This is a genomic window from Nonomuraea sp. 3-1Str, from assembly GCF_031570565.1.
Classification (GTDB): Bacteria; Actinomycetota; Actinomycetes; order Streptosporangiales; family Streptosporangiaceae; genus Nonomuraea.
This window is the reverse complement of sequence record NZ_JALHBK010000020.1, coordinates 1-21,122: the sequence shown is the minus strand read 5'-3', so window position 1 is coordinate 21,122 and position 21,122 is coordinate 1. Positions and strand designations below refer to the sequence as shown.

The 21,122-nt window shown below is 73.4% G+C and carries 21 protein-coding genes; 9 read left to right on the top strand and 12 right to left on the bottom strand.

Annotated elements, in window-relative coordinates:
- Nucleotides 1-63: 63 nt before the first annotated feature.
- From MTP10_RS27740 to MTP10_RS27730, 3 genes are all read right to left on the bottom strand, one after another.
- Nucleotides 64-618 carry a zinc-binding dehydrogenase gene (locus tag MTP10_RS27740; RefSeq protein WP_310712632.1) on the bottom strand — a complete coding sequence of 185 codons (555 nt, stop codon included), beginning with the start codon at nucleotides 616-618 and terminating at the stop codon, nucleotides 64-66.
- The gene (locus MTP10_RS27735; RefSeq protein WP_310712631.1) at nucleotides 615-971 is read right to left on the bottom strand and encodes a hypothetical protein; all 357 of its coding nucleotides are present in this window, start codon (nucleotides 969-971) and stop codon (nucleotides 615-617) included. The genes MTP10_RS27740 and MTP10_RS27735 overlap by 4 nt, the downstream gene beginning before the upstream one ends.
- A gap of 136 nt (nucleotides 972-1,107) precedes the next feature.
- The gene (locus MTP10_RS27730; protein WP_310712630.1) at nucleotides 1,108-2,202 is read right to left on the bottom strand and encodes a ring-opening amidohydrolase; all 1,095 of its coding nucleotides are present in this window, start codon (nucleotides 2,200-2,202) and stop codon (nucleotides 1,108-1,110) included.
- Between the two features lie 238 nt (nucleotides 2,203-2,440).
- On the opposite strand from MTP10_RS27730, the gene MTP10_RS27725 reads away from it, so the two are divergent.
- Nucleotides 2,441-3,115, top strand: coding sequence for an alpha/beta hydrolase (locus MTP10_RS27725; protein ID WP_310712802.1), 675 nt, complete (start codon nucleotides 2,441-2,443; stop codon nucleotides 3,113-3,115).
- A 24-nt stretch (nucleotides 3,116-3,139) separates the two neighbouring features.
- Here the strand turns inward: MTP10_RS27725 and MTP10_RS27720 are convergent, their stop codons facing one another.
- Complete coding sequence (locus MTP10_RS27720) at nucleotides 3,140-3,679, bottom strand: TetR family transcriptional regulator (RefSeq protein ID WP_310712629.1); 540 nt, start codon at nucleotides 3,677-3,679, stop codon at nucleotides 3,140-3,142.
- Between the two features lie 137 nt (nucleotides 3,680-3,816).
- On the opposite strand from MTP10_RS27720, the gene MTP10_RS27715 reads away from it, so the two are divergent.
- Nucleotides 3,817-4,929 carry an FUSC family protein gene (locus MTP10_RS27715; RefSeq protein ID WP_310712628.1) on the top strand — a complete coding sequence of 371 codons (1,113 nt, stop codon included), beginning with the start codon at nucleotides 3,817-3,819 and terminating at the stop codon, nucleotides 4,927-4,929.
- On the opposite strand, the gene MTP10_RS27710 is transcribed toward MTP10_RS27715, so the two are convergent.
- A complete protein-coding gene (locus tag MTP10_RS27710; protein ID WP_310712627.1) occupies nucleotides 4,926-6,095 on the bottom strand; it encodes a pyridoxal phosphate-dependent aminotransferase in 1,170 nt (389 codons plus the stop codon). The genes MTP10_RS27715 and MTP10_RS27710 overlap by 4 nt on opposite strands.
- A gap of 59 nt (nucleotides 6,096-6,154) precedes the next feature.
- Between MTP10_RS27710 and MTP10_RS27705 the strand changes: the two genes are divergently transcribed.
- Genes MTP10_RS27705 through MTP10_RS27685 form a run of 5 tightly spaced genes read left to right on the top strand, consistent with a single transcriptional unit; the run spans nucleotide 6,155 to nucleotide 10,523 of the window.
- A complete protein-coding gene (locus MTP10_RS27705; RefSeq protein WP_310712626.1) occupies nucleotides 6,155-7,927 on the top strand; it encodes an alpha/beta hydrolase in 1,773 nt (590 codons plus the stop codon).
- A gap of 1 nt (nucleotide 7,928) precedes the next feature.
- The gene (locus MTP10_RS27700; RefSeq protein ID WP_310712625.1) at nucleotides 7,929-8,915 is read left to right on the top strand and encodes a DUF418 domain-containing protein; all 987 of its coding nucleotides are present in this window, start codon (nucleotides 7,929-7,931) and stop codon (nucleotides 8,913-8,915) included.
- A complete protein-coding gene (locus tag MTP10_RS27695) occupies nucleotides 8,875-9,675 on the top strand; it encodes a carbon-nitrogen hydrolase family protein (RefSeq protein ID WP_310712624.1) in 801 nt (266 codons plus the stop codon). Before MTP10_RS27700 ends, MTP10_RS27695 begins: the two co-directional genes overlap by 41 nt.
- A gap of 9 nt (nucleotides 9,676-9,684) precedes the next feature.
- Nucleotides 9,685-10,131: a hypothetical protein gene (locus MTP10_RS27690; protein WP_310712623.1), complete on the top strand. Its 447-nt coding sequence runs from the start codon at nucleotides 9,685-9,687 to the stop codon at nucleotides 10,129-10,131.
- Nucleotides 10,128-10,523 carry a hypothetical protein gene (locus MTP10_RS27685; RefSeq protein WP_310712622.1) on the top strand — a complete coding sequence of 132 codons (396 nt, stop codon included), beginning with the start codon at nucleotides 10,128-10,130 and terminating at the stop codon, nucleotides 10,521-10,523. The genes MTP10_RS27690 and MTP10_RS27685 overlap by 4 nt, the downstream gene beginning before the upstream one ends.
- Before the next feature lie 19 nt (nucleotides 10,524-10,542).
- On the opposite strand, the gene MTP10_RS27680 is transcribed toward MTP10_RS27685, so the two are convergent.
- Both MTP10_RS27680 and MTP10_RS27675 read right to left on the bottom strand, forming a co-directional pair.
- Nucleotides 10,543-12,030, bottom strand: coding sequence for a carboxyl transferase domain-containing protein (locus MTP10_RS27680; RefSeq protein WP_310712621.1), 1,488 nt, complete (start codon nucleotides 12,028-12,030; stop codon nucleotides 10,543-10,545).
- A gap of 153 nt (nucleotides 12,031-12,183) precedes the next feature.
- Nucleotides 12,184-13,341 (bottom strand): CoA transferase, encoded by a 1,158-nt coding sequence (locus tag MTP10_RS27675; RefSeq protein WP_310712620.1) that lies wholly within the window; start codon nucleotides 13,339-13,341, stop codon nucleotides 12,184-12,186.
- Nucleotides 13,342-13,420: 79 nt separating this feature from the next.
- Here MTP10_RS27675 and MTP10_RS27670 point away from each other — a divergent pair, with 79 nt between their 5' ends.
- Nucleotides 13,421-13,951 carry an AAA family ATPase gene (locus MTP10_RS27670; RefSeq protein WP_310712619.1) on the top strand — a complete coding sequence of 177 codons (531 nt, stop codon included), beginning with the start codon at nucleotides 13,421-13,423 and terminating at the stop codon, nucleotides 13,949-13,951.
- A 36-nt stretch (nucleotides 13,952-13,987) separates the two neighbouring features.
- Here MTP10_RS27670 and MTP10_RS27665 read toward each other — a convergent pair whose 3' ends face one another.
- From MTP10_RS27665 to MTP10_RS27655, 3 genes are read right to left on the bottom strand one after another with little or no spacing between them, the layout of a single operon-like run.
- Nucleotides 13,988-14,533, bottom strand: coding sequence for an NUDIX hydrolase (locus MTP10_RS27665; RefSeq protein WP_310712618.1), 546 nt, complete (start codon nucleotides 14,531-14,533; stop codon nucleotides 13,988-13,990).
- Nucleotides 14,530-16,410 (bottom strand): hydantoinase B/oxoprolinase family protein, encoded by a 1,881-nt coding sequence (locus MTP10_RS27660; RefSeq protein ID WP_310712617.1) that lies wholly within the window; start codon nucleotides 16,408-16,410, stop codon nucleotides 14,530-14,532. Before MTP10_RS27660 ends, MTP10_RS27665 begins: the two co-directional genes overlap by 4 nt.
- Nucleotides 16,385-18,406: a hydantoinase/oxoprolinase family protein gene (locus MTP10_RS27655; RefSeq protein ID WP_310712616.1), complete on the bottom strand. Its 2,022-nt coding sequence runs from the start codon at nucleotides 18,404-18,406 to the stop codon at nucleotides 16,385-16,387. The genes MTP10_RS27660 and MTP10_RS27655 overlap by 26 nt, the downstream gene beginning before the upstream one ends.
- Nucleotides 18,407-18,519: 113 nt before the next feature.
- Between MTP10_RS27655 and MTP10_RS27650 the strand changes: the two genes are divergently transcribed.
- On the top strand, nucleotides 18,520-19,167 hold the full coding sequence (locus tag MTP10_RS27650; protein ID WP_310712615.1) for a thymidine kinase: 648 nt from the start codon (nucleotides 18,520-18,522) through the stop codon (nucleotides 19,165-19,167).
- Between the two features lie 13 nt (nucleotides 19,168-19,180).
- Here MTP10_RS27650 and MTP10_RS27645 read toward each other — a convergent pair whose 3' ends face one another.
- Together MTP10_RS27645 and MTP10_RS27640 are read right to left on the bottom strand one after the other, a co-directional pair.
- Complete coding sequence (locus MTP10_RS27645) at nucleotides 19,181-19,882, bottom strand: DsbA family oxidoreductase (protein ID WP_310712614.1); 702 nt, start codon at nucleotides 19,880-19,882, stop codon at nucleotides 19,181-19,183.
- Nucleotides 19,883-19,924: 42 nt separating this feature from the next.
- The gene (locus MTP10_RS27640; protein WP_310712613.1) at nucleotides 19,925-20,773 is read right to left on the bottom strand and encodes a hypothetical protein; all 849 of its coding nucleotides are present in this window, start codon (nucleotides 20,771-20,773) and stop codon (nucleotides 19,925-19,927) included.
- Nucleotides 20,774-21,122 lie beyond the last annotated feature (349 nt).

Here is a 21,122-nt window from a genome sequence, read left to right as displayed (position 1 = left end):
TGCGGGAGAAGGTGCGGGAGAAACAGGCCGGCTCAGCGGTCGGCATCGGGCCGGGCGGAGAGATCATGACGAAGAGTCACCACCATCCGGCGGGGGGCCGTCATCCGCCCGCAGCCGCCGGGCGATCGCGTCGATGTCGCCCCACTCGGCGCGTTCGCCGTCCAACGGGGCGAGCCGCCCGTCCGCGAGCAGGTCCAGCAGATAGGCCAGGTCGGGCCCGAACCGGTCGCCGGCCCAGAATCCCTCGATGGCGCGCCGCCGCCCGACCAGCTGGTACGGGACGAACGTGGTCGGCTGCCCCGAGCTCGCGCCCACCTGCTGGATGAGGCCGTCCTCGGCCAGCAGGTCGAAGGCCTGTGCCAGCGCCGGGCCGCCGACCGAGTCGATCACGCCGTGCACAGGCGCGGACACCTGGTCCAGCCCGGTGACCACCTCGTCGGCGCCCAGGGCCACCAGCCGCTCCTGGCTGCCGTGATCACGTACCGCGGCGATGACGTGCGCGCCGGCGAGCCGGCCCAGCTGAACGGCGAAGTGTCCGACCGCGCCCGCGGCTCCGGTGACCAGCAGGCGGCGGCCGGTCAGGGCGCCCAGCCGCCGGATGGCCCGCAGCGCGCTCACCCCGGCACCAGCAGGACGCCGGCCTGGCCGGGGTCGACCCGCTGCGGCACGATCGCCAGCTCGTGCGTGGGTACGGCACGCAGCTGCGCCCAGGCGTTCCCCGTCGCCAGTGTGGCCACCCGGGTGCCCGGCGCGGGACCGGTGCCGTCGTCGGCCGCCCGCCGCACCACGCCCACCGCGTCGAATCCCGGGATGCTCCCCGGCGGCAACGTGGCCGCGTGGTCGAGGTTGCGGGCGACCAGGGTGAAACACTCCACCTCGATCACCACGTCGCCGGCCTGCGGGACCGGCTCCGGGGCCTGGCCTGAGCGCACACCCGTGGCGGTGTCGGGGGCGCTGAGCAGCGCATGCATGGAGCCTCTCCCAGCTCGTGGTACTGAAATATGCGTTCCACTTAAAGATATGGAATGCCCATTTCAGATGTCAACCCAGCCGCTCAGGAAGCCCCAGGCCCTGATCACAGGCTGACCACGCCGGGAGGATTCGTCGTCAGTGGCGGGTGATGGCCGCGACCGGGCCGCCGCCCGAGGGGCCCTGGTGGACGGCGGCGACCGAGACGAACACCGCCGGGTCGCCCGTCACCGAGGCCGCCACCCCGCCCACCGCCGCCTTGATCTGCCGGTGCCAGTGGACGTCGGAGTCGTCCAGCATGATGTTGCGCCTGCCACGTACCCGGCCCGAGGGGTCGGCCTCGCACTTCATGAAGACGTTCACCAGGCGGTCGCCCAGGTCGGAGGGGTGCGGGCGGTCGGGCAGCGCCAGACCGGAGTCACGGATCGCCGCCCAGATGCCGTCGGCGTCCAGGGCGTCCTTCATGACGCTGTGGCCGATCCGGTAGCGGCCGCCGATCCCCCGTACGTTGCCGACCAGCACGATCTGGGCGCGGTCCAGCTCCACCCCCGAGGAGCAGGAGGCGACCGACGAGTACAGGGACAGGTCCTTGTGGATCTGGTCGGCCCGGGGCGGCTCGATCTCGCCGAGGGCGACGGCGATGCCGAGGGCGGTGGTGGAGTTCGACAGGTCCATGGACGGGCCGGTCTCCTCGATGGCCGTGTCCTGGCCGCGGCTCCTCGCCTCCGTGATGGTGGCGAGGGTGAGCAGCGGGGTCTTGGTCTGGACGTAGTGCACGTCGCGCGGGTCGTCGATGCCGGCGATCTTCATGGCCTCCCGGACACCCGCCGCGACCTTCTCCACCATGGCGGGGCGGCCGATGTCCTCCGGCAGGATCACGTCGCTCATCGCGACGCCGACGGACACGCGCGGCTCGTCCGACGGGACGGCCGCGGCCGGGTCGAGGGTGGCGAAGATCGTGGCGTGCGGGCTGAGGACGCCGTCGGTGCCTCCGGACCACACCAGGGGTACGGTCTCGGGGGCCGGGTGGCCCTTGGCCGCCAGCACGTCACGGAAGGCGCGGTCGGCGAGGATGCGGGTGTAGTCGTTCACGCCGCCGTTGCCCTCGGTCTTGCCGACGACGGCCAGCACCCGGTGCGCCTCGATGACGCCGGCGTCGATGAGCCGTTCCAGGCCGGAGGCGTCGGTCACGCTCTCGATCGGCACCTTGCGCACTTCTGTCGGATCCGGCATTGGTCGCCCCTTCTCCACCCCTGCCCCGGTCGCTTTCCCGGGGCGAGATACCCGGCCGCCCGGCGGGCGCGTCTTCGGCCCGCGCAAACATCAGGCCAAACCCGCCGGTCCGTCCCTGGCGACGCTACTCACTGCCGCACCGCCCCTTCATGGGCAATATCCGCCAATATCTGCCAATGTCTGAACATCTCGGGACGGCCGGGTGGAGGGCGGGGCGGGCGGTAAGGTCGCGGCTGTGATGCGTGAAGCGGCCGTCAACGGAGTCAAGCTGTCCTTCCGCGAGGAGGGTGATCCCACGTCCCCCGCGCTCGTGCTCCTGCACGGGCGCACCGCCGACCACAACGACTGGAACGGCATCACCCAGCACTTCGCCGCCCGCCATCACGTCATCGCGCCCGACCTGCGCGGCCACGGAGCCAGCGAGCACCCCGGCTCCTACGCCGTCCCCGACATGGCCGACGACGTCGCGGCCCTGATCCAGCACCTGGGGATCGGCAGCGCCGTGGTCGTGGGCCATTCGCTGGGCGGGGTCGTCGCGTGCCTGCTGACCATCCGCCATCCCGGGCTGGTGGGGCGGCTGGTGCTGGAGGACCCGCCGCAGCCGTACCCGCTCCAGGGCCGCGCGCCGGTCGAGGAGGACGACTCGACGGGGTTCGACTGGCGGATGGTGCACGAGACGGAGCGGCAGCTCGTCACCCCGGACCCGGCCTGGCGCGACGCGCTGCGAGGGATCGCGGCGCCGGCCCTGGTGCTGTCGGGCGGGACGGCGAGCCCGTTCCGTTCGGAGCTGGTGGCCGAGCTGATCCCGGGCGCCCGCCTGGTCACGATCGAGGCCGGGCACCTCGTGCACGTCTCGGCGCGGCGGGAGTTCCTGCGCGCGGTGGACGACTTCCTGGCCGAGCCGGGCGCGTGACGGCGTACGTGGAGATGGGCCGCGTCAGCTCAGGCAGGCACGGAACACCTGGGTCAGCCGGCTGACCACCTCCTCGCGCGTCCCGGGCGTGATCGGCCCGAACAGGTGGCGGAACCGCCCGCTCCCCAGGACGATCACCGTGGCGAGCGAGGCGCGCAGTTCGGCCTCGTCGCCACCCAGCCTGGTCCTCAGCGGCTCCAGGATCGCCGTGCGGACCCGGTCGTGGGCCAGCTCGCGGATCTGCGGGCTGGACGCCGAGCGCTCCAGCGTGGCCAGGACGGGGCTGTCGCCCTCGGCGGCGAGCCGGTCGGCCACGTACTCGGCCAGCCGCACGGCCAGGTCCTCTCCCTCGTCCAGCACACCGGGGAAGCGCCCCTGCTGCGCCAGGACCTCGGCGAACAGCTCCTTCTTGGAGCCGAAATACCGGTTGATGAGGGCGATGTTGGCGTTCGCCGCGGCGCCCAGCATGCGCATGGTCACCTCGTCGTACCCGTGCTCGGCGAACAGGCGGCAGGCCGCGTCGAGAATGCGCCTGCGGGTGCCCTCCCGGCTCCTTGGTTCCACGCACACGACGATAGGGCGCACCGGCCACGTGTACGTCCCCTGACGGAGTGAATGCCGGGGAAGATGGATTACGGGTGGGTATCTTCTACGGTGCGTGGCGTGACCGTAATGTCATAAAGATCCGCCAGGGTGGAGGGGTGGCAACGAGGCTCGGCGATCACATGCGGGAACGGGTGGCGGCGTTCGGGCACATGGGGCCGGCGATCGTCCAGTCGGCCGTCGGCGCCGGGCTGGCCTGGACGGCGGCCATCCACCTGCTCGGCCATCCGCGGCCGTTCTTCGCGCCCATCTCCGTGCTCATCTGTCTCGGTGTCGGCCTCGGCCAGCGGCTGCGCCGTGTGATCGAGCTGGTGGTCGGCGTCAGCCTCGGCGTCGGCGTCGGCGACCTGCTGGTCGCCTGGATCGGCTCCGGCGCGTGGCAGCTCGCCCTCGTCGTCGCCCTGGCCATGGGCACGGCGACGCTCCTGAACGGCGCGCCGCTGTTCGTGGCCCAGTCCGGCTCGTCGGCGGTGCTCGTCGCCACGCTCGTGCCGGGAGCCGGCGGAGGCGGACTCGACCGGATGCTCGACGCCCTGACCGGAGGCGTCATCGCCATCGCCGCGGTGGCGCTGCTGCCGATCAGCCCGTTCACGCTCGCGGCCAGGCACGCCTCCGCGGTGCTCGACGCGCTGTCCACGGTCCTGGAACGGGCGGCCGACGCCATCGAGCGGGGCGACGCCGACCTGGCCGCCGAGGCGCTGGCCGTGGGGCGCGGCACCCAGTCGACCGTCGAGGACTTCCAACAGGCGCTGGTCACCAGCAAGGAGGTCGCCCTCGTCTCCCCGCTGCACTGGCACCGCCGCACCCGGCTCGCCCGCTACCAGAAGGCCTCCGTCCCGATCGACCACGCGCTGCGCAACGCCCGGGTGCTGGCCCGACGCACCCTGGCGTCGCTGGGCGAGGCCACCCCGCCGCCCGTCTCGCTGGCCGCCTCCATGCGCGAGGTGTCGGAGGCGGCACTGCTGCTGCAGCTGGAGCTGGCGGCGGGCCGCGACCCCGTCCTGACCCGGCAGGCGCTCACCGCGACCGCCGGGCGGCAGCGGCCCGAGCGGCTCGGCTTCTCCGCCGACGTCATCGTGGCCCAGCTCCGGTCGATCGTGGTGGACCTGATGCTGGCCACCGGCGCCGACCCCGAGACGGCCGGCGCCGCCCTCGCCCCGGTCGAGGGCCCCGGCACGACGACCGACACGACGACCGACGCGGAGAACTAGCCGGATGACAGCCGCTTGAGGCGGGTGACCGCCTCGTCGATGACCTCGTCCTTCTTGCAGAAGGCGAACCGGACGAAGTGGCCGCCCCGCTCCGGATGGTCGTAGAAGACCTGCGTCGGGATGGCGACCACGCCGGCCAGCTCCGGCAGCCGGCGCGTCAGCTCCAGCCCGTCGGTGAAGCCCAGCGGCCGGATGTCGGTCTGCACGAAGTACGTGCCCGCGGGCCGCAGCACCTCGAACCCCGCCGCCGCCAGCCCCTCCATCAGCCGGTCGCGCTTGTGCTGGAGCCCGGCCCGCAGCTCCGCCACCCACGCCAGCTCGTGACGCAGGCCGTGGGCGACCGCGAGCTGCCACGGCGCGCTCGCGGTGAACGTCAGGAACTGCTTGACCGTCGTCACCGCCCGCACCAGCTCCACCGGCGCGCACACCCAGCCGGTCTTCCATCCCGTGACCGAGAACGACTTGCCCGCCGAGGAGATCATCACCGTGCGCTCGCGCATGCCGGGCAGCGTCGCCAGCGGCACGTGCTCCACCCCGTCGAACGTCAGGTGCTCGTACACCTCGTCGGTGATCGCGATCAGCTCCCGCTCCTGGCAGAGCTCCGCGATGACCGTCAGCTCCTCGCGCGTGAACACGGTGCCCGTCGGGTTGTGCGGGGAGTTGACCAGGATCGCGCGGGTGCGCGGGGTGACGGCGGCGCGCAGCTCGGCGGGGTCGAAGGTGAACCGCCCCTCGACCGGGCGCAGCGTCACCGCGGTCAGCCGTGCCTGGGCCAGCGCGATCGAGGCGGCGTAGGAGTCGTAGTACGGCTCGAACGCGATGACCTCGTCGCCCGGCTCGCACAGCGCCAGGACGGCCGCCGCGATGGCCTCGGTCGCGCCGACCGTCACGAGCACCTCGCCGTCGGCGGCGTAGCCGAGGCCGTAGTGGGCGGCCCGGTGCTCCGAGACGGCCTGCCGCAGCTCGGGCACGCCGGGGCCGGGAGGGTACTGGTTGGCGCCGGACCTGACGGCCCGCACCGCCTCCTCCAGCATCGAGGCGGGCCCGTCGGTGTCGGGGAATCCCTGCCCCAGGTTGATCGAGCCCGTACGCAGGGCCAGCGCGCTCATCTCGGCGAAGATCGTGGTGCCGAACGCGCGCATCCGCGAAACGAGTGGTTCCCTCACGGCACCACCTTAGTGTCCATGCCCCCGCGACCGGCGGCTGCTGCTCTAGTCTCGACTCCGTGATCACCCGGGTCCTGCTCTCCCTCGCCCTGACGCTCACCCCGCCGACTCCCCCGGCGCCCACCCCGCAGACCACCCCGGAGGCCACCCCGGAGGCCGGCGTCCAGGCCGGGATCGAGACCGGACAGTGCCCCGTCGCCGTGCCGCCGGGGACCACGTGCGGGTTCCTCGTGGTCCCCGAGCGCCGCGACGCGCCCGGCCGCACCATCAAGGTCGGGTACGCCGTCCACCGCTCCACCGCCCCCGCCCGCAGGCCCGACCCGGTCGTCTACATGAGCGGCGGCCCCGGCTCCTCGTCGCTGCAGCTCACCGGCTTCCTCAGCCAGATGTTCCCCGACCGCGACGTGGTGACGATCGAGCAGCGCGGCGGCAAGTACTCCTGGCCCCGGCTCGGCTGCCCCGAGCTGGCGCAGGCCATGCTCGACCGCCTCACCCGGCCCGCCTCCCCCTTACCCCCCGCCGAGGCGGCCGCGCAGTGCCGCACCCGGCTCGAACAGCAGGGCGTGGACCTGCGCGGCTACACCACCAAGGAGATCGCCGCCGACGTCGTCGCCCTGCGCGGCGCCCTCGGCTACCCCTCCTGGAACCTGTTCGGCGTCAGCTACTCCACCCGCGTCATGGTGGACGCCGCCGCGGCCGACCCCGGGGCCGTGCGGTCCGTGCTGCTCGACTCGTTCCTGCCGCAGAGCGTGCCCTGGTACGACGACGTCCGGCGCAACCTCGACGACACCCTCGCCCACCTCGGCCTGAAGGACCGCTTCGACGCGGCGGTCAGGCGGCTCGACGCGACACCCGCACGGGTCACCACCGTGGACCCGCTGCGCGGCGCCGAGGTGCGGGCCCGCCTGGACGGCGGCGACGTGGCGACCCTGATGGCCGAGGCGCTGCACGAGACCGGCGTGATCGCCGTCTCCGCCTCGCTGGTCACCGCCCTGGCGAACGGGCACGACGAGCCGCTGCGCCCCCTCACCGACGCGGTCGGCGACGGCCTCACCTCCCACGAGCTCGGCCTGTACGAGGCGGTGCAGTGCCAGGACGAGATCCCCTCCAACGGCTTCGCCGCCCCGTCGCGCCTGTTCACGGTGGACGTCGACAAGGCCGTCTGCGACGCCTGGAAGCTGCCCGCCGCCAAGCCGTCCGCCGCCACCACGCAGGCCCCGGTCCTCGTCGTCGCCGGCCGGTTCGACCCCACCACCCCGCCCCGCACGAGCGAGCCCGCCGCGCGGGCGCTGCCGCACGCCCGGTACGCCGAGTTCGACGGCGTCGGGCACGCGGTCTTCCTGACCAGCACGTGCGCCCGCGAGCGCATGGCCGCCTTCGTCGCCGACCCCGCCTCGGCCGGGACCGGCTGCGCCCGCCCCGAGACCGGTGTGCCGCCCCGGCTGGCCGCCGCCGACCTGCGTGTGACCGGCGCCCCGTACGCGATCTCGAAGGCGCCCTGGCTGGCGGCCCCGCTCGCGCTGTTCGCCCTCGTCGCGCTCGCCCAGCTCGTCGCGGGCGCATTGCGCGGCCGGGCGCTCACCGCCTTCGCCGGCCTGGCCGGGGTCGCGTCCGCCGGCCTGCTCGCGCAGTCGGCGTACGGGCTGGTCAGCCGGAACGAGACCGCCCTCGCCGTCGGCCTGCCCGCCGCCGTCGAGGCGTACGGCTGGCTGGCGGCCGTCGCGGTCGCGCTCACCCTCGCGAGCCTCGTCGTGCGCCGGACCCTCGGGCAGGCTGGAGCGGCCCTCGTCGGGGCAGGATTCCTCGTATGGTGGTTTGCCTGGTTCCTGTGACATGGGGGGATTCGTCCTGGCTGCCGTGACCCGCATCCGCGCGCTCGACGCCCTCCGCGGCTTCGCGGTGGCCGGGATCATGCTCGTCAACACCTGGCAGCACACGCCCCACAAACCGCGCACCGGCCTCGACACCACGATCGAGATCCTGTTCCAGAGCCACTTCTACCCGATCTTCTCGCTGCTGTTCGGCATCAGCTTCGTGCTGTTCCTCCAGCGGGCCGGCCGGTTGAGGCTGCTGCCGCGCCTGTTCTGGCTGTTCTGCTTCGGCATCGCCCAGCACGCCTTCTACCAGGGCGAGGTGCTGACCGACTACGCCTTCTACGGCCTCGTCCTGCTGCTGCCCGCCTCGTTCCTGTCCGGCGGGGCGCCGATCCTGCTGCTCTCGGCCGGCGTGATCACCTGGGGAGTCCTCACCGGCGGCGGGATCATGCTCATCCCCGGCCTGTTCCTGCTCGGCATGGCCCTCATGCAGCTCCGCCCGCCCGCGTGGCTGCTCCCGCCCGTCCTCGCGGTCAGCGCCCTCGCCTCCGCCCTGCTCTCCGGAGCCTGGATGACCAGCGGCGACTGGGCCAACGGCCCCCGTGACCCCCGCGTCTGGATCGTCTACACCCTCGCCACGCTCGCCGGCGCCGCCGCCTTCTCCACCGGGTTCCTGCTGCTCCTGCGCACCCGCTGGGGCGATCCGCTGTCGGCCGTCCTCGAACCGCTCGGCCGGATGGCGCTCACCAACTACCTCACCGGCACCGCCGTGGTCGTCCTCACCGCCCCCCTCGTGGCCGCCGACCCCACCCGCTGGTCGGTCGTGGCCGTCGCCGCCCTCACCGTCACCGCCCAGGCCCTGTTCGGCCGCTGGTGGCTGGCCCGCCACCGGTACGGCCCGATGGAGTGGATCTGGCGCTGCCTGACCTGGTTCCGCCGGGTGCCCAACCGGCTAGAGTCGGGCCGTGACCACCATCGCCCTGTGCCAGATCCCGGTCTCCCCTGACCCGCAGGCCAACCTCAAGAGGGTCCGCGAGGCGCTGGCCCGCGCCGAGGGCGCGGACCTGGCGATCTTCCCCGAGGCGACGCTCACCCGCTACGGCAGGCGCATCACCGAGCTGGCCGAGCCGCTCGACGGGCCGTTCGTCACCGGCCTGGCCGAAGCGGCGCGCGAGCACGGCACCGCCGTGATCGCCGGGGTGTTCGAGCCGGGCGGCGGCGGCGACGGGCGGGTCCACAACACCGCCGTGGCGCTCGACGCCGGCGGCGAGCTCAGGGCCGCCTACCGCAAGATCCACCTGTTCGACTCGTTCGGCGCCAGGGAGTCGGAGCTGGTCGCCCCCGGCTCCGAGCCGGCCGTCGTCGAGCTCGCCGGGCTGCGCGTCGGCCTCGTCACCTGCTACGACCTGCGCTTCCCCGAGCTGACCCGGGCACTGGTCGACCGGGGCGCCGACCTGTTCGCGGTCATCGCCGCCTGGGGGTCGGGGCCGCTCAAGGAGGACCACTGGGTCACGCTGGTCCGCGCCCGCGCCCTGGAGAACACCATGTGGACGGCCGCCGTCGGCCAGGCCCCCAACCCGGCCGAGTCGTCCGACGGGTTCGGCGTCGGCCGCAGCATGCTCGTCGACCCCCTCGGCGTCGCCCGCGCCGACCTGGGCGCGGCCCCCGGCGTCCAGCTCGTCACGGTCGACGCCGAGACCACCGCCGCGGCCCGCGCGACACTCCCCTGCCTCGAACATCGCATTCTCGGGGTCAACAGATCGTAAAATGAGCACGTGAGCAGAACGCACATGCAGAAGGTGGTCCCACCGCGTCTGCTCGTCCCCTACCTCTCGGGCAAGCGCACGGTGATCTCCGGGTACGTCTACCGCGTGCAGGACTGCGCGCGGCTGACCACGCCCCGCGAGCTCTACCTCGGGCTCGACCTGTCCTTCGACGGGTCCGAGCTCACCGCCGAGGTGCCCGAGTTGTATGTGATGCGGTGGTACGCCCGCGACGTCGACAGCTACGTCGTCCCCTACGGCCCGCACATGGGCGGCGACTGGAGCGACGTGGCACCGTTCGCCGGCAACGGCTTCACCACCTCGACGCACCACGTGGTGCCCCAGTTCCACACCGTCCCCATGCCGATCCCGGCCGGCGCCGAGATCGTCCACCTCACCGACGAGGACGAGCGCCCCTTCGCCGCCTACGACGGGCTGACCTGGCGGCCGGCCGCATGAACGACGAGCTCACCCCCGTGGCCTCCGGGTTCATCGCCCGCTTCGGCGAGCACACCCTGCCCGCCGCGCTCGGCCCCGACAGCGACCAGGTCGTCCTGTTCAGCGAGGAGGAGCTCGACGGGTTCGAGGCGGCCTCCGGCTACTGGCGGCGCGAGGTCGGCCGCGACGAGCTGGAATGGCTCGTCCTCATCCGCACCGTCGGCGCCTTCGGCGGCGAGCCGTGCGTCGTCCTCGACGAGGACGACGACGGCCTGCACATCGCCTACCTCGGCCACAGCGGCATGAAGGCCGAGGCGCTCGGCTACTGGATGGTCGACCACGGCGCCTACGAGGTCGTCGTGCCCCGTGAGGAGGTCGTCTCCATCCGCGTCGAGCGCATCCCGGTCCCCTAGCGACCGGACACGGCGCCGCTCAGGCGCCCAGGTGACGATAACGGGACAGGCGGCCCGCCAGCCTGTCCCCCGTGGGCTGCCCGAGCAGCCCCGCGATCTCGTGCTCGAGCGCCCGCCCCACCCGCTCGCAGAACGCCCGGTGCTCGTACGCGGCGTCCGGCCGCTCCGGGATCACCCGGTCCACGATCCCCGAGCGGCGCAGGTCCGTGGCCCGCACCCCCTGCGCCTGGGCGATCTCCGGGGCGAAGTCCACCGACCGGTAGAGGATCGCCGAGGCGCCCTCCGGCGGCAGCGGCGACAACCACGCGTGCTGCGCGCACAACACCCGGTCCGCCGGCAGCAACGCCAGCGCCGCGCCCCCCGCGCCCTCGCCCAGCAGCAGGCAGACCGTCGGCGCGTCCAGCGTCACCATGTCGGCCAGGCAGCGGGCGATCTCCCCCGCCAGCCCGCCCTCCTCGGCCGCCTTCGACAGCGCCGCCCCCGCCGTGTCGATCACCGTCACCAGCGGCAGCCCCAGCTCCGACGCCAGCCGCATGCCGCGCCGCGCGATCCGCAGCCCCGCCGGACCCAGCGGCGCGCTGGACCGCTGGCTGCGCCGGTCCTGCCCCAGCACCACCGCCGGCGCCTCGCCGAACCTCGCCAGCGCCAGCAGCAGCCCCGGGTCGTTCTCCCCCGCGCCGGTGCCGTTCAGCGGAGTCACGTCCGCGGCGGCCAGCTTCAGCAACGACCGCACCCCCGGCCGGTCGTCACGCCGCGACCGGCTGATCGCCTCCCACGCCTCGACCGGCCGCAGGTCCTCCTCCGGCGGCTCGCCCGGCGACAGCCCCGCCGTGTCCGCGCACAGCACCGACAGCGCCCGCGCGGCCAGCTCCCGCGCGTCCTCCGCCGGCACCACCGCGTCCACCAGGCCGTGCCGGAACAGGTTCTCCGCGAGCTGCACCCCCTCCGGGAACGGATAGCCGTGCAGCGCCTCGAACACCCTCGGCCCCAGGAACCCGATCAGCGCCCCCGGCTCCGCCGCCGTCACATGACCCAGCGACCCCCACGAGGCGAACACCCCGCCCGTCGTCGGATGACGCAGATACACCACGTGCGGCAGCCCCGCCGCCCGGTGCGCCTGCACCGCCGCGGTGATCTTCACCATCTGCACGAACGCGACCGCGCCCTCCTGCATCCTGGTGCCGCCCGAGGCCGGCGCCGCCAGCAGCGGCAGCCGCTCCCGCTCCGCCCGCTCCACCGCCGAGGTGATCCGCTCGGCCGCCGCCACGCCGATCGACCCCGCCATGAACGAGAACTCGCTCGCCACCACCGCCACCCGCCGCCCGTCCAGCAGCCCCTCACCGGTGATCACCGACTCGTCGTAGCCCGACTTGGCCCGCGCGACGGCCAGCTCCTCGGCGTAGGAGGAGCCCGGCGCGGCCGGATCGGCGGGCGGCACGTCCCACGACGTCCACGACCCCTTGTCGAGGACCGTTTCGATCAGCGTGCGCGCGTCCGGACGGCTCACCAGGGCTCCTTCGTGTCGAGCACTATGGCTCCTTCGTGTCGAGCACCGCTGCAATGTTGACGCACATGTTGTCGACGCAAATCCTGTTGACGCTGATTCGGGTGACACACATGCTGACGCACGAACGCGCCGGCCGGTGCCACCGACCGGCGCTCAACTCTCGCGCTCCTCCAGCCAGGCGAGCACCGCGTCCCCGTCACCGCCCAGGGCCGGCGGCGGCCTGTGCCGCACCACCTCCAGCCCCTCGAAACGCAGCGGCGGGCCGGGCAGCTCGATCCGGCCCAGCACCGGATGCTCCACCTCCACCAGCAGGCCCTGCGACCGGGTCTGATCCCAGGTGTAGACCTCGTCCAGCGAGCGGATCGCGCCCGCCGGCACCCCCACCTCGGCCAGCCGCGCCAGCCAGTGCCCCCGGTCGTGGGCGGCCAGCGCCCGCTCCATGTCCGCGATCAGCTCCTCGCGGTGCGCCCACCGCTCCCGGTTGGAGGCGTAGCGCGGCTCGCCGGGATCGATGCCCAGCAGCGCGGCCACCTTGCGCCACTGGCCGTCGTTGGCCGCCGCGATCTGCAGCACGCCGTCCGCGCAGCGGAACGAGCCGTACGGGGCGATCGAGACGTGGTGGTTGCCGGCCGCCGCCGGGACCTTTCCGCCGACCGTCCACGCCGTGCCGTGGTAGGAGTGCACCCCGGCCACCGCCGCCAGCAGCGACGTGCGCACCACCCGCCCCCTGCCGGTCCGCTCGCGCTCGTACAGCGCCGCCACCACGCCGTACGCGCCGTGGATGCCGGCGAGCAGGTCGGCGATCGACGCGCCCACCCGGTACGGCTCGTCCGGCGAGGGGCCGGTCAGCGACATCAGGCCCGCCTCGCCCTGGGCGATCTGGTCGTAGCCCGGCCGGCCGCCCTCCGGCCCGTCGTGGCCGAAACCGGTGATCGACAGGACGACCAGGCGCGGGTTGAGCTCGTGCAGGCGCTGCACCGGGAAGCCGAGCCGGTCGAGCACGCCGGTGCGGAAGTTCTCCACCAGGACGTCGCACTGCCGGACGAGCCGCTCGATCAGCTCCTTGCCCTCCGCCGACTTCAGGTCGACGGTGATGGACTCCTTGTTCCGATTCGCCGCCAGGAAATACGTCGAAATATCGTGATCAGGGCCGACGAACGGCGGCCCCCAGCCCCGCGACTCGTCCCCGCCCTCCGGATGCTCCACCTTGATCACCTTCGCGCCCAGGTCCCCCAGCATCTGAGCGGCGTGCGGCCCCGCCAGCGCCCTGGACAGATCCAGCACCACGATGTCGTCGAGAGGTCCGAGCAAGGTTCATCCTCCAGCACGAGTTCCGGGGGTGAAAGGACCATTCTCCTCCCATTCCCCCTGCCTCACCTACTCTGGGTGCGTGCAATCTCTGACCGGCCGCATCGGGAGGCTGGACCCGTCGTGCGGGCCGGTCCGGCTGGTCGCCGTCGACGGCCCGGCCGGGTCGGGCAAGACCACGTACGCCCGGCGCCTCGCCGCCGCCCTCGGCTGCCAGGTCGTCCACAGCGACCACTTCCCCGTGCCGTGGGAGGAAGGACCGGGCCCGTGGTTCGCCGCGCTGGAGGAGGGCGTGCTGCGCCCGCTCGCCGCCGGCCGTCCCGGCGCGTACCGCCGCTACGACTGGACGCGCGGCGCGTACGCCGAGACCGTCACCGTGCCCGTGGCGCCCGTGCTGGTCGTCGAGGGCGTCGGCACGGCCCGCCGCTCCGCCGCCCCGCTGATCGCGTTCACCGTGTGGGTCGAGGCGCCGCGCGACGTGCGGCTGCGGCGGGTGCTCGAACGCGACGGGGCCGAGCTGGAGCCGCGCTGGCACGCCTGGTTCGACGCGGAGGAGAAGTGGTTCGCCGAGGACGGCACCCGCGAGCGCGCCGACTTGGTGCACCGCACCTGAGCGGGCGCTGCCGGGTCGCCGCCTTTACAAAGTAGATTACGAGTCGAGGGCGCCGCTCATGCGCAGGAGCGTGTAGGCCGCCACCGATCCCGAGTCGGTGACCTCCCCCGCGCCGACCATGGCCTCGAACTCCGCCCGGCTCACCCACCGCTGCCGCATGTCCTGCTCGGTGTGCTCCCTGCGCGCAGGCCCCGGTTCGAGCCGCGTCGCCAGGTAGACGTGCATCTGCTGGGTGGCCACCCCGTGGGCGTTGTCCAGCGCGCCCAGCCACCGCCAGTGCGCCGCGCGCAGCCCCGTCTCCTCCGCCAGCTCCTTCCTCGCCTCCTCCTCGCGGCTGCTCGCCTCCGCCGAGCCCTGCGGGAAGCTCCACGTCCGGCGGCGCACCGGGTAGCGGTACTCCTCGACGAGGTGGAAGCCGCCGCGCTCCATCGGGATGACCAGCACGAAGTCCGGCTTGTCCATGTAGGCGTACAGGCCGCGCGAGCCGTCGGGCCGCTCGATCTCGTCCTCGCGGACGACCATCCACGGGTTGGAGTAGACGACCTTCGAGGAGATCTGCCGGATCGTGTGACCGTCCGTCACAGGTCGTCCACCTCCGCGTGGGTACGGCCGCCCGACAGCCGCGCGTACCCCGGCCCCCGGTCGAAGAAGCGGCCGGTGCTCGGCCGCAGCCGCGCCCGCAGCTCCGCCGTGCCCTCCTCGTCGATGCGGTCGCCGTCCAGCACCACGCCGTAGTCGCCGAGCGCGCCCGCGATCGACACCCTGCCGTCGCGCACGTCCGCCGCCACCGCCCTCGGGTCGCGATCGTACGGCGAGCCCCACCCGCCGCCGCCCGTCGTCCGGATGCGGATCACCTCGCCCGCCTGCACCGGGTAGTCGTCCACCAGACCGTCCATCTCCTTGCCGGCGATCTCCACCCGGAACGGCCGGCCGGCCAGGCCGCCGTTGACGCCCCAGCACGACAGGATGGACCGGTCGGCGATCGACATGTACGAGGCGTCGCGCAGCATCCGGATGTGCTTGTCGTAGCCGAGCCCGCCCCGGAACAGGCCCGGCCCGCCCGAATCGCACGCCAGCGCCAGCCGCTCCACCCGGAACGGCCAGCGCGCCTCGGCGAACTCCACCGGGATGTTACGCGAGTCGGGCACCACATGGATGGTGTCCTCGCCGTCGGCGTACCACCGGCCGCCGGAGCCCCCGCCCAGGACCTCCCGCATGAGGTACGGCACGCCGTCCGCGCCGACGCCGTGAACGCCGGTGTAGCGGATCGTCTCCTGGTCGGCCGGCATGCGCCCGCCCGTGGCCTTGGCCAGCACGCCGGCCAGGACGCCCAGCAGGCGCAGGATGACGAACGTGCGGGCGTTGGTCGGGGCCGGGAAGACCGGCGTGAGCAGCGTGCCCTTCTCGGGGAAGACCATGTCGATCAGCGGGACGACGCCCTCGTTGACGTCGAGCTCGGCCATCCGCTCCGGCGAGTCGGCGAGGTTGCGCAGGATCGGGGCGAGCCACTTCTTCAGGAAGACGCCGTCGGCGTAGTCTCCCGCGTGGTTGATCGGCCCCTTCGCCTGCGGCGACGTACCGGTGAAGTCGATCGTCAGCGGGGTGCCGGCCTCGTGGTCCACGGTCAGCGTGATCCGCTGGGCGTGCAGGCGGGGCTCGTCCACGCCGTCGTGCTCGGCGTAGTCCTCCCACACGTACACACCCTCGGGGATCTTGGACAGCAGCTCCCGGCGGAACGTCTCCGTGGTCTTGCCGATGATCGCGTCGAAGCACTCCTCGACGGCGGCCCGGCCGTACCTGTCGAACAGCTCGCCGAGGCGGCGCGCGCCCATGAGGCAGGCCGAGCACTCGGCGTCGAGATCGCCGGCCAGCGAGTCCGGCATGCGGGAGTTGCGGGTCATGATGCGCAGCGCGGCCTCGTTCGGCACGCCCTGGTCGCGCAGCTTGATCGGCGGGACCATCAGGCCCTCCTCATACACGCTGCGCGCGTGCGAGGGCATCGAGCCGGGCACGGAGCCGCCGATGTCGTCGTGATGACCGAACGCCTGCACGAACGCCACGACCTCGTCCTCGTGGAAGACCGGGACGGTCACGCACAGGTCCGGCAGATGGCCGATGCCGCCCTCGGACAGGTAGACGTCGTTGTGGAAGTAGACGTCGCCCGGCCGCATCGTCTCGACCGGGAAGTCACGCACGACCGGCTGGACCAGCGCGCTGTAGGAGCGGCCGGTCAGCTTGCGCAGCCGCACGTCGTGGATGCCGGCGCGGAAGTCGTGGGCGTCGCGGATCATCGGCGAGCGGGCGGTGCGCGCGATCGCGGTCTCGACCTCCTTCTCCACCGACGCCAGCGTGCCCTCCACGATCTCGACGAGGATCGGGTCAGCCGCGCTCTTCGGGCGCTCGGGCTCAACCGCGCTCTTCGGGCGCTCCTGCTCAACCGCGCTCTTCGGGCGCTCCACGCCGCACCTCCACATTGCCGTACTCGTCCACCGTCGCGGTGAACCCGGGATGGACGGGGATGGTCGAGCCGTACTCCTCGATCACCGCGGGGCCCTCGACCACGGCCCCGGCGTCCAGCGCGGCGCGCTGCAGGATCGGCGTGTCGTGCTCCTCCTCGAAACGCACCCGCCGCGTCGCCGGCTCCGCCTCGACCTTCGGGTACGGCCGGCGCCGGATCGGCGGCCGGTTGATCGGCCCGATGCCGGACACGCGAAGGTTGACCCATTCGACGCCCTGGCGGGGGTCGTCCCGGTAGGCGTAGCCGTACAGGCGCTCGTGGGCGTCGTGGAATCGCTCGACGACCTGGGCGCGCCACGCCTCGTCGATCGGCCCCGGCGGGGCCGCGACGCGCACCTCGTACGCCTGGCCGTAGTAGCGCAGGTCGGCGCTGCGGGCATGGACGGGCTCGTCGAAGCCCTCGCGTTCGAGGGCGTCCGCCGCCTCGCCCTCCAGCTCGCCGAAGATCCGCGCCGCGGCCTGGAGCGAGAGGTCCCGGGTGACGTACGTACGCACGTAGTCGTTGCGGACGTCCACCGTGAGCAGCCCGAACGCGGAGACGTTGCCCGGCTCGGGCGGCACGATCACGGCGGGCAGGCCCAGGACGTCGATGAGCCGGCACGCCAGCAGCGGCCCCGACCCGCCGAACGTCACGAGCGGGAAGTCCCGCACGTCCAGCCCGCGCTTGACGGTGATCTGCCGGATCGCGTTGCTCTGGTTGAAGGCGCTGATCTCCAGGATGCCCGTGGCGGTGCGCTCGGGGCCGAGGCCGAGCTTGCCCGCCAGCGCCTCGATCCCGGCGCGGGCCGCGTCCACGTCCAGCGGGATCTCGCCGCCGAGCAGGTGCGGCGGGACGCGGCCGAGGAAGACGTGCGCGTCGGTGACCGTCACCTCGGTGCCGCCCCGGCCGTAGCAGAGCGGTCCGGGGTCGGCGCCGGCCGACCTGGGGCCGACCTTCAGCGTGCCCTCGGGCGAGATCCACGCGATCGAGCCGCCGCCCGCGCCCACGGTCACGATGTCGATCATGGGGACTTTGACCGGGAAGCGGCCGACGGAGCCCTCGGTGGTGACGGACGGCTCGCCGTCGATCACCACGGCGACGTCCGTGGAGGTGCCGCCGCCGTCCAGGGTGATCACCGACGGATGGCCGGCGTTGGCGGCCAGCATCGCCGCGCCGAGCGCGCCCGCGGCCGGCCCCGACAGCACGGTGGTGATGGGCTGGTTGACGACCTCGCGGGCCGACAGCACGCCGCCGTTCGACTTCATGACGGAGAACGGCATGCCGAGCCGGGCGGACAGGTCGGCGATGTAGCGCCGCATGACGGGCTTGACCGCGGCGTCGACCAGGGTGGTGACCGAGCGCTCGTACTCGCGGTACTCCCGCAGCACGTCGCTGGAGACGGAGACGACCGCGTCGGGGTGCTCGCGGGCCAGCACGTCGCGCATGCGCCGCTCGTGCTCCGGGTTGGCGTAGGAGTGCAGGAAGCACACGCCGATCGCGGTGATGCCGCGCGCCCGGAACCAGCGGGCCACCTCGACGGCCTGGTCCTCGGCGAACGGGCGCACCTCGGCGCCCGTGTGGTCGAGCCGGCCGCCGACGGTCCTGACGAGGTGCACGGGGACGATCCGCGGCGGCTTGACCCAGAAGTACGAGTTGCCGTAGCCGTCGGGGACGCTCTGCCGGCCGATCTCCAGGACGAACTCGAAGCCCTCGGTCGTCACGAACCCGAGCCCCTCGATCCGGTCCTCCAGGAGCTGGTTGGTGGCGACCGTGGTGCCGTGGACCACCGAGGCCACGTCCAGCTCGCCCAGCTTGCGCACGCCCGTGACGAAGCCGTCGGCCGGGTTGGCCGGCGTGGAGGGCGTCTTCGTGGTGACGATCTCACCGGTGTCCTCGTCCACCGCCACGACGTCGGTGAAGGTGCCACCGGTGTCGACGCCGATGCGCACGTTACGCATCCCGCCTCCACGGCGACCGGGCGCTGTCTGTGACCACGCTTCCTCCTGAGGTTTCAGGGGAGAAATGTCCCACGAGGTCAGGGAACACGCCAAGCCCGATAAGGTGGCACCCCGTGACCGACCTGTCTGCCCTGTCCCCCGCTCCACCTGGTACCCGCGACGCGGTGCTCAAGTTCTTCTTCGGCCCCATGGACTGCGGCAAGTCCACGCTGGCCCTGCAGATGAACTACAACCACGGCCGCCAGGGCAGGCGCGGTCTGGTGCTCACCAAGCACGACCGGTCGGGCGGCCCCCAGGTCACCAGCAGGATCGGGCTCGGCCTGGAGGCGATCGAGGTCGAGGACTCCCTGGACCTGGTCGAGCTGGTCCGCGCGCACGACCGCGTCGACTACCTCATCTGCGACGAGGCGTGCTTCTACACGGTCGAGCAGATCGAGCAGCTCGCCGACGTCGTGGACGACCACGGGGTGGACGTGTACGCGTTCGGGCTGGCCTCGGACTTCCGCTCGGTGATGTTCCCGGCGGCGCAGCGGCTGTTCGAGCTGGCCGACGAGGTGTGCCGGCTCCAGGTCGAGGTGCTGTGCTGGTGCGGGCGCCCTGGCCTGCTCAACGGGCGGATCGTGGGCGGGGAGCTGGTGCGGACGGGCGAGCAGGTGGTGATCGGCGACACGGACCTGGCCGCCGACCGGTCGCCGGTCCGCTACCAGGTCCTGTGCCGCCGTCACCACCGCTCGGGCCTGCTGGGCGAGGGCACGCTCTGACTTCTCCGCGGTGTCAGACGGCGCAGGATCCGTCGTCGCACGCCTCACCGGGGGCGGCGAGCAGCGTGACGGGGGTCTGCCCGGTGCGCTCGGCGACCTCGTCGATGGCGGCCGCGAACGTCTCCTCCGGCTGCGCGCCCGACACGGCGAACTTCTCCTCGAACAGGAAGAGCGGCACCCCGCTGATCCCGAGCCCCGCGGCGCGGTCGAGCTGCTCCCTCACCTCGGCGGCGCCCTCGCCGGTGTCCCGCACCCCGGTCTCGGCGGCCAGCCCGGCGAGCACGTCCGGGTCGGCGACGTTCAGGCCGTCGGTGAAGTGGGCGCGGAACAGCCGCTCGGCCATCTCCTCGCCGCGCCCCTGGCGGGAGGCGAGCTCGACCAGCCGGTGCGCCTCGAAGGTGTTGGCGCTGACCGCCCGGTCGAAGCGCAGCTCCAGGCCGTCACCGGCCGCCGCCTCCACGACCCGGCCGGTCGTGCGCGCCACGTCGGGGCCGAACTTCCGCGCCAGCGCGTCGAGCAGCGGCTCGCCCTCGGCCGGGGCCTCGGGGCTGAGCTGGAACGGCCGCATCGTGACCTCCAGGGTGCCGCCGCGGGCGCGGAACCGCTCGGCCGCGCGGGCGAAGCGGGTATGCCCGATGTAGCACCACGGGCAGGCGACGTCCGAAAATATCTCCACCTTCATGTACGTCGGCAACCGCGCCGCGATGCCGGACATTCCGGCCGCGCCGCTCTCCCGTTCCGCCCGGGGACGGCGGGCTCAGCCGGCGGTGAGCTCCTCCAGCCGGTACGGCAGGTAGGCCGAGTCGTCCACCAGCGCCGACGCGCCGCGCCACCAGCCGAACCACTCGCCGCTGCGCCACATCCAGTCGGCCCGCTCGATGGCCGCCACCACGTCGCCGACCGTCCGCCACGGCTCGCCCACCTGCTCCAGCGTGGCGCCGTGCCGTACGGCCCAGTCGCGCAGGATCCCGGCCGCGTCCTCCTCCACCTCGCGGGCGTACGGGTCGGGGTCCTCGCCCGGCAGCCGGTGCGGCCCCAGGCCGGCGGCCACGCCCCAGCTCCACTGCGCCTCGGCGGGCCGGGAGTAGCGCAGCGAGTGGAAGTCGAGGTTCGAGCCGAGCTCCTCGTCGGGGCGGCGGGTGACGACCGCGTCGAGCCGGCCGCCCGCGTCGAAGTGCACGACCAGCCGCTCTCCGGGCCGCGCGGCCTCCGGGAGGGCGAACCGGTCCTCCGCCTGCCACGAGTTCAGGTCCACCTCGGCGACGGGGGGTCCCCAGAGCGCGTCGGCGGTGTCGTCGGCGATCCAGGCGGCCAGCATCTCCAGCGCGGTGAGATCGGTCCACGGCTCGATCGCCAGGGCCGTGCCGAGCACCTCGTCCGGCGCGGGCAGCTTGCCGCCGCGCGTCCGGCCCCACCACTGCGTGCCCAGGTCACGGGTGCCGACCACCAGCGCGGCGACGGCGGCCAGCTCGGCCGAGCGCCGGGTCAGGGCCGCGCCCAGCGCGAGATCGAGACACCGGTCGACCCGCTCGTCGCCGAGCTCGGCGCGGGCGTCGCCGACCAGCGTCTCGGCCGTCGGGCGCTCCTCGCCGAGGAGGTCGCGCACGACTCTTCTGGCCTCGGTCCTTGCGTCTTCAGCATGTGCCTGCCGCATACCGCCACGCTACGCCGGGAGATCCTTTTCCGCGAGGGGCGGTCCGGCATTCCCGCAGGCCCCGCCCGCACGCCCCGCTTTCCGGCCCTGCTCGGCGCCCGTTTCGGGCCCGCCGGCCGCCGCTGCGGTCCGCGCCGCCGTCAGGCCCGGGTCAGCCGTGCCGACCGCCCGAGCGGGCCAGGAGCCGGCCCACCGCCACGCCCGCCAGCGCCACCCCGGCTCCCATGCCGAACGAGGCCAGCATCACCCACGGACGCGTCTCCGTGCGGGCCCCGGCCGGCGCGCGAGCGGCCGGCCGGGG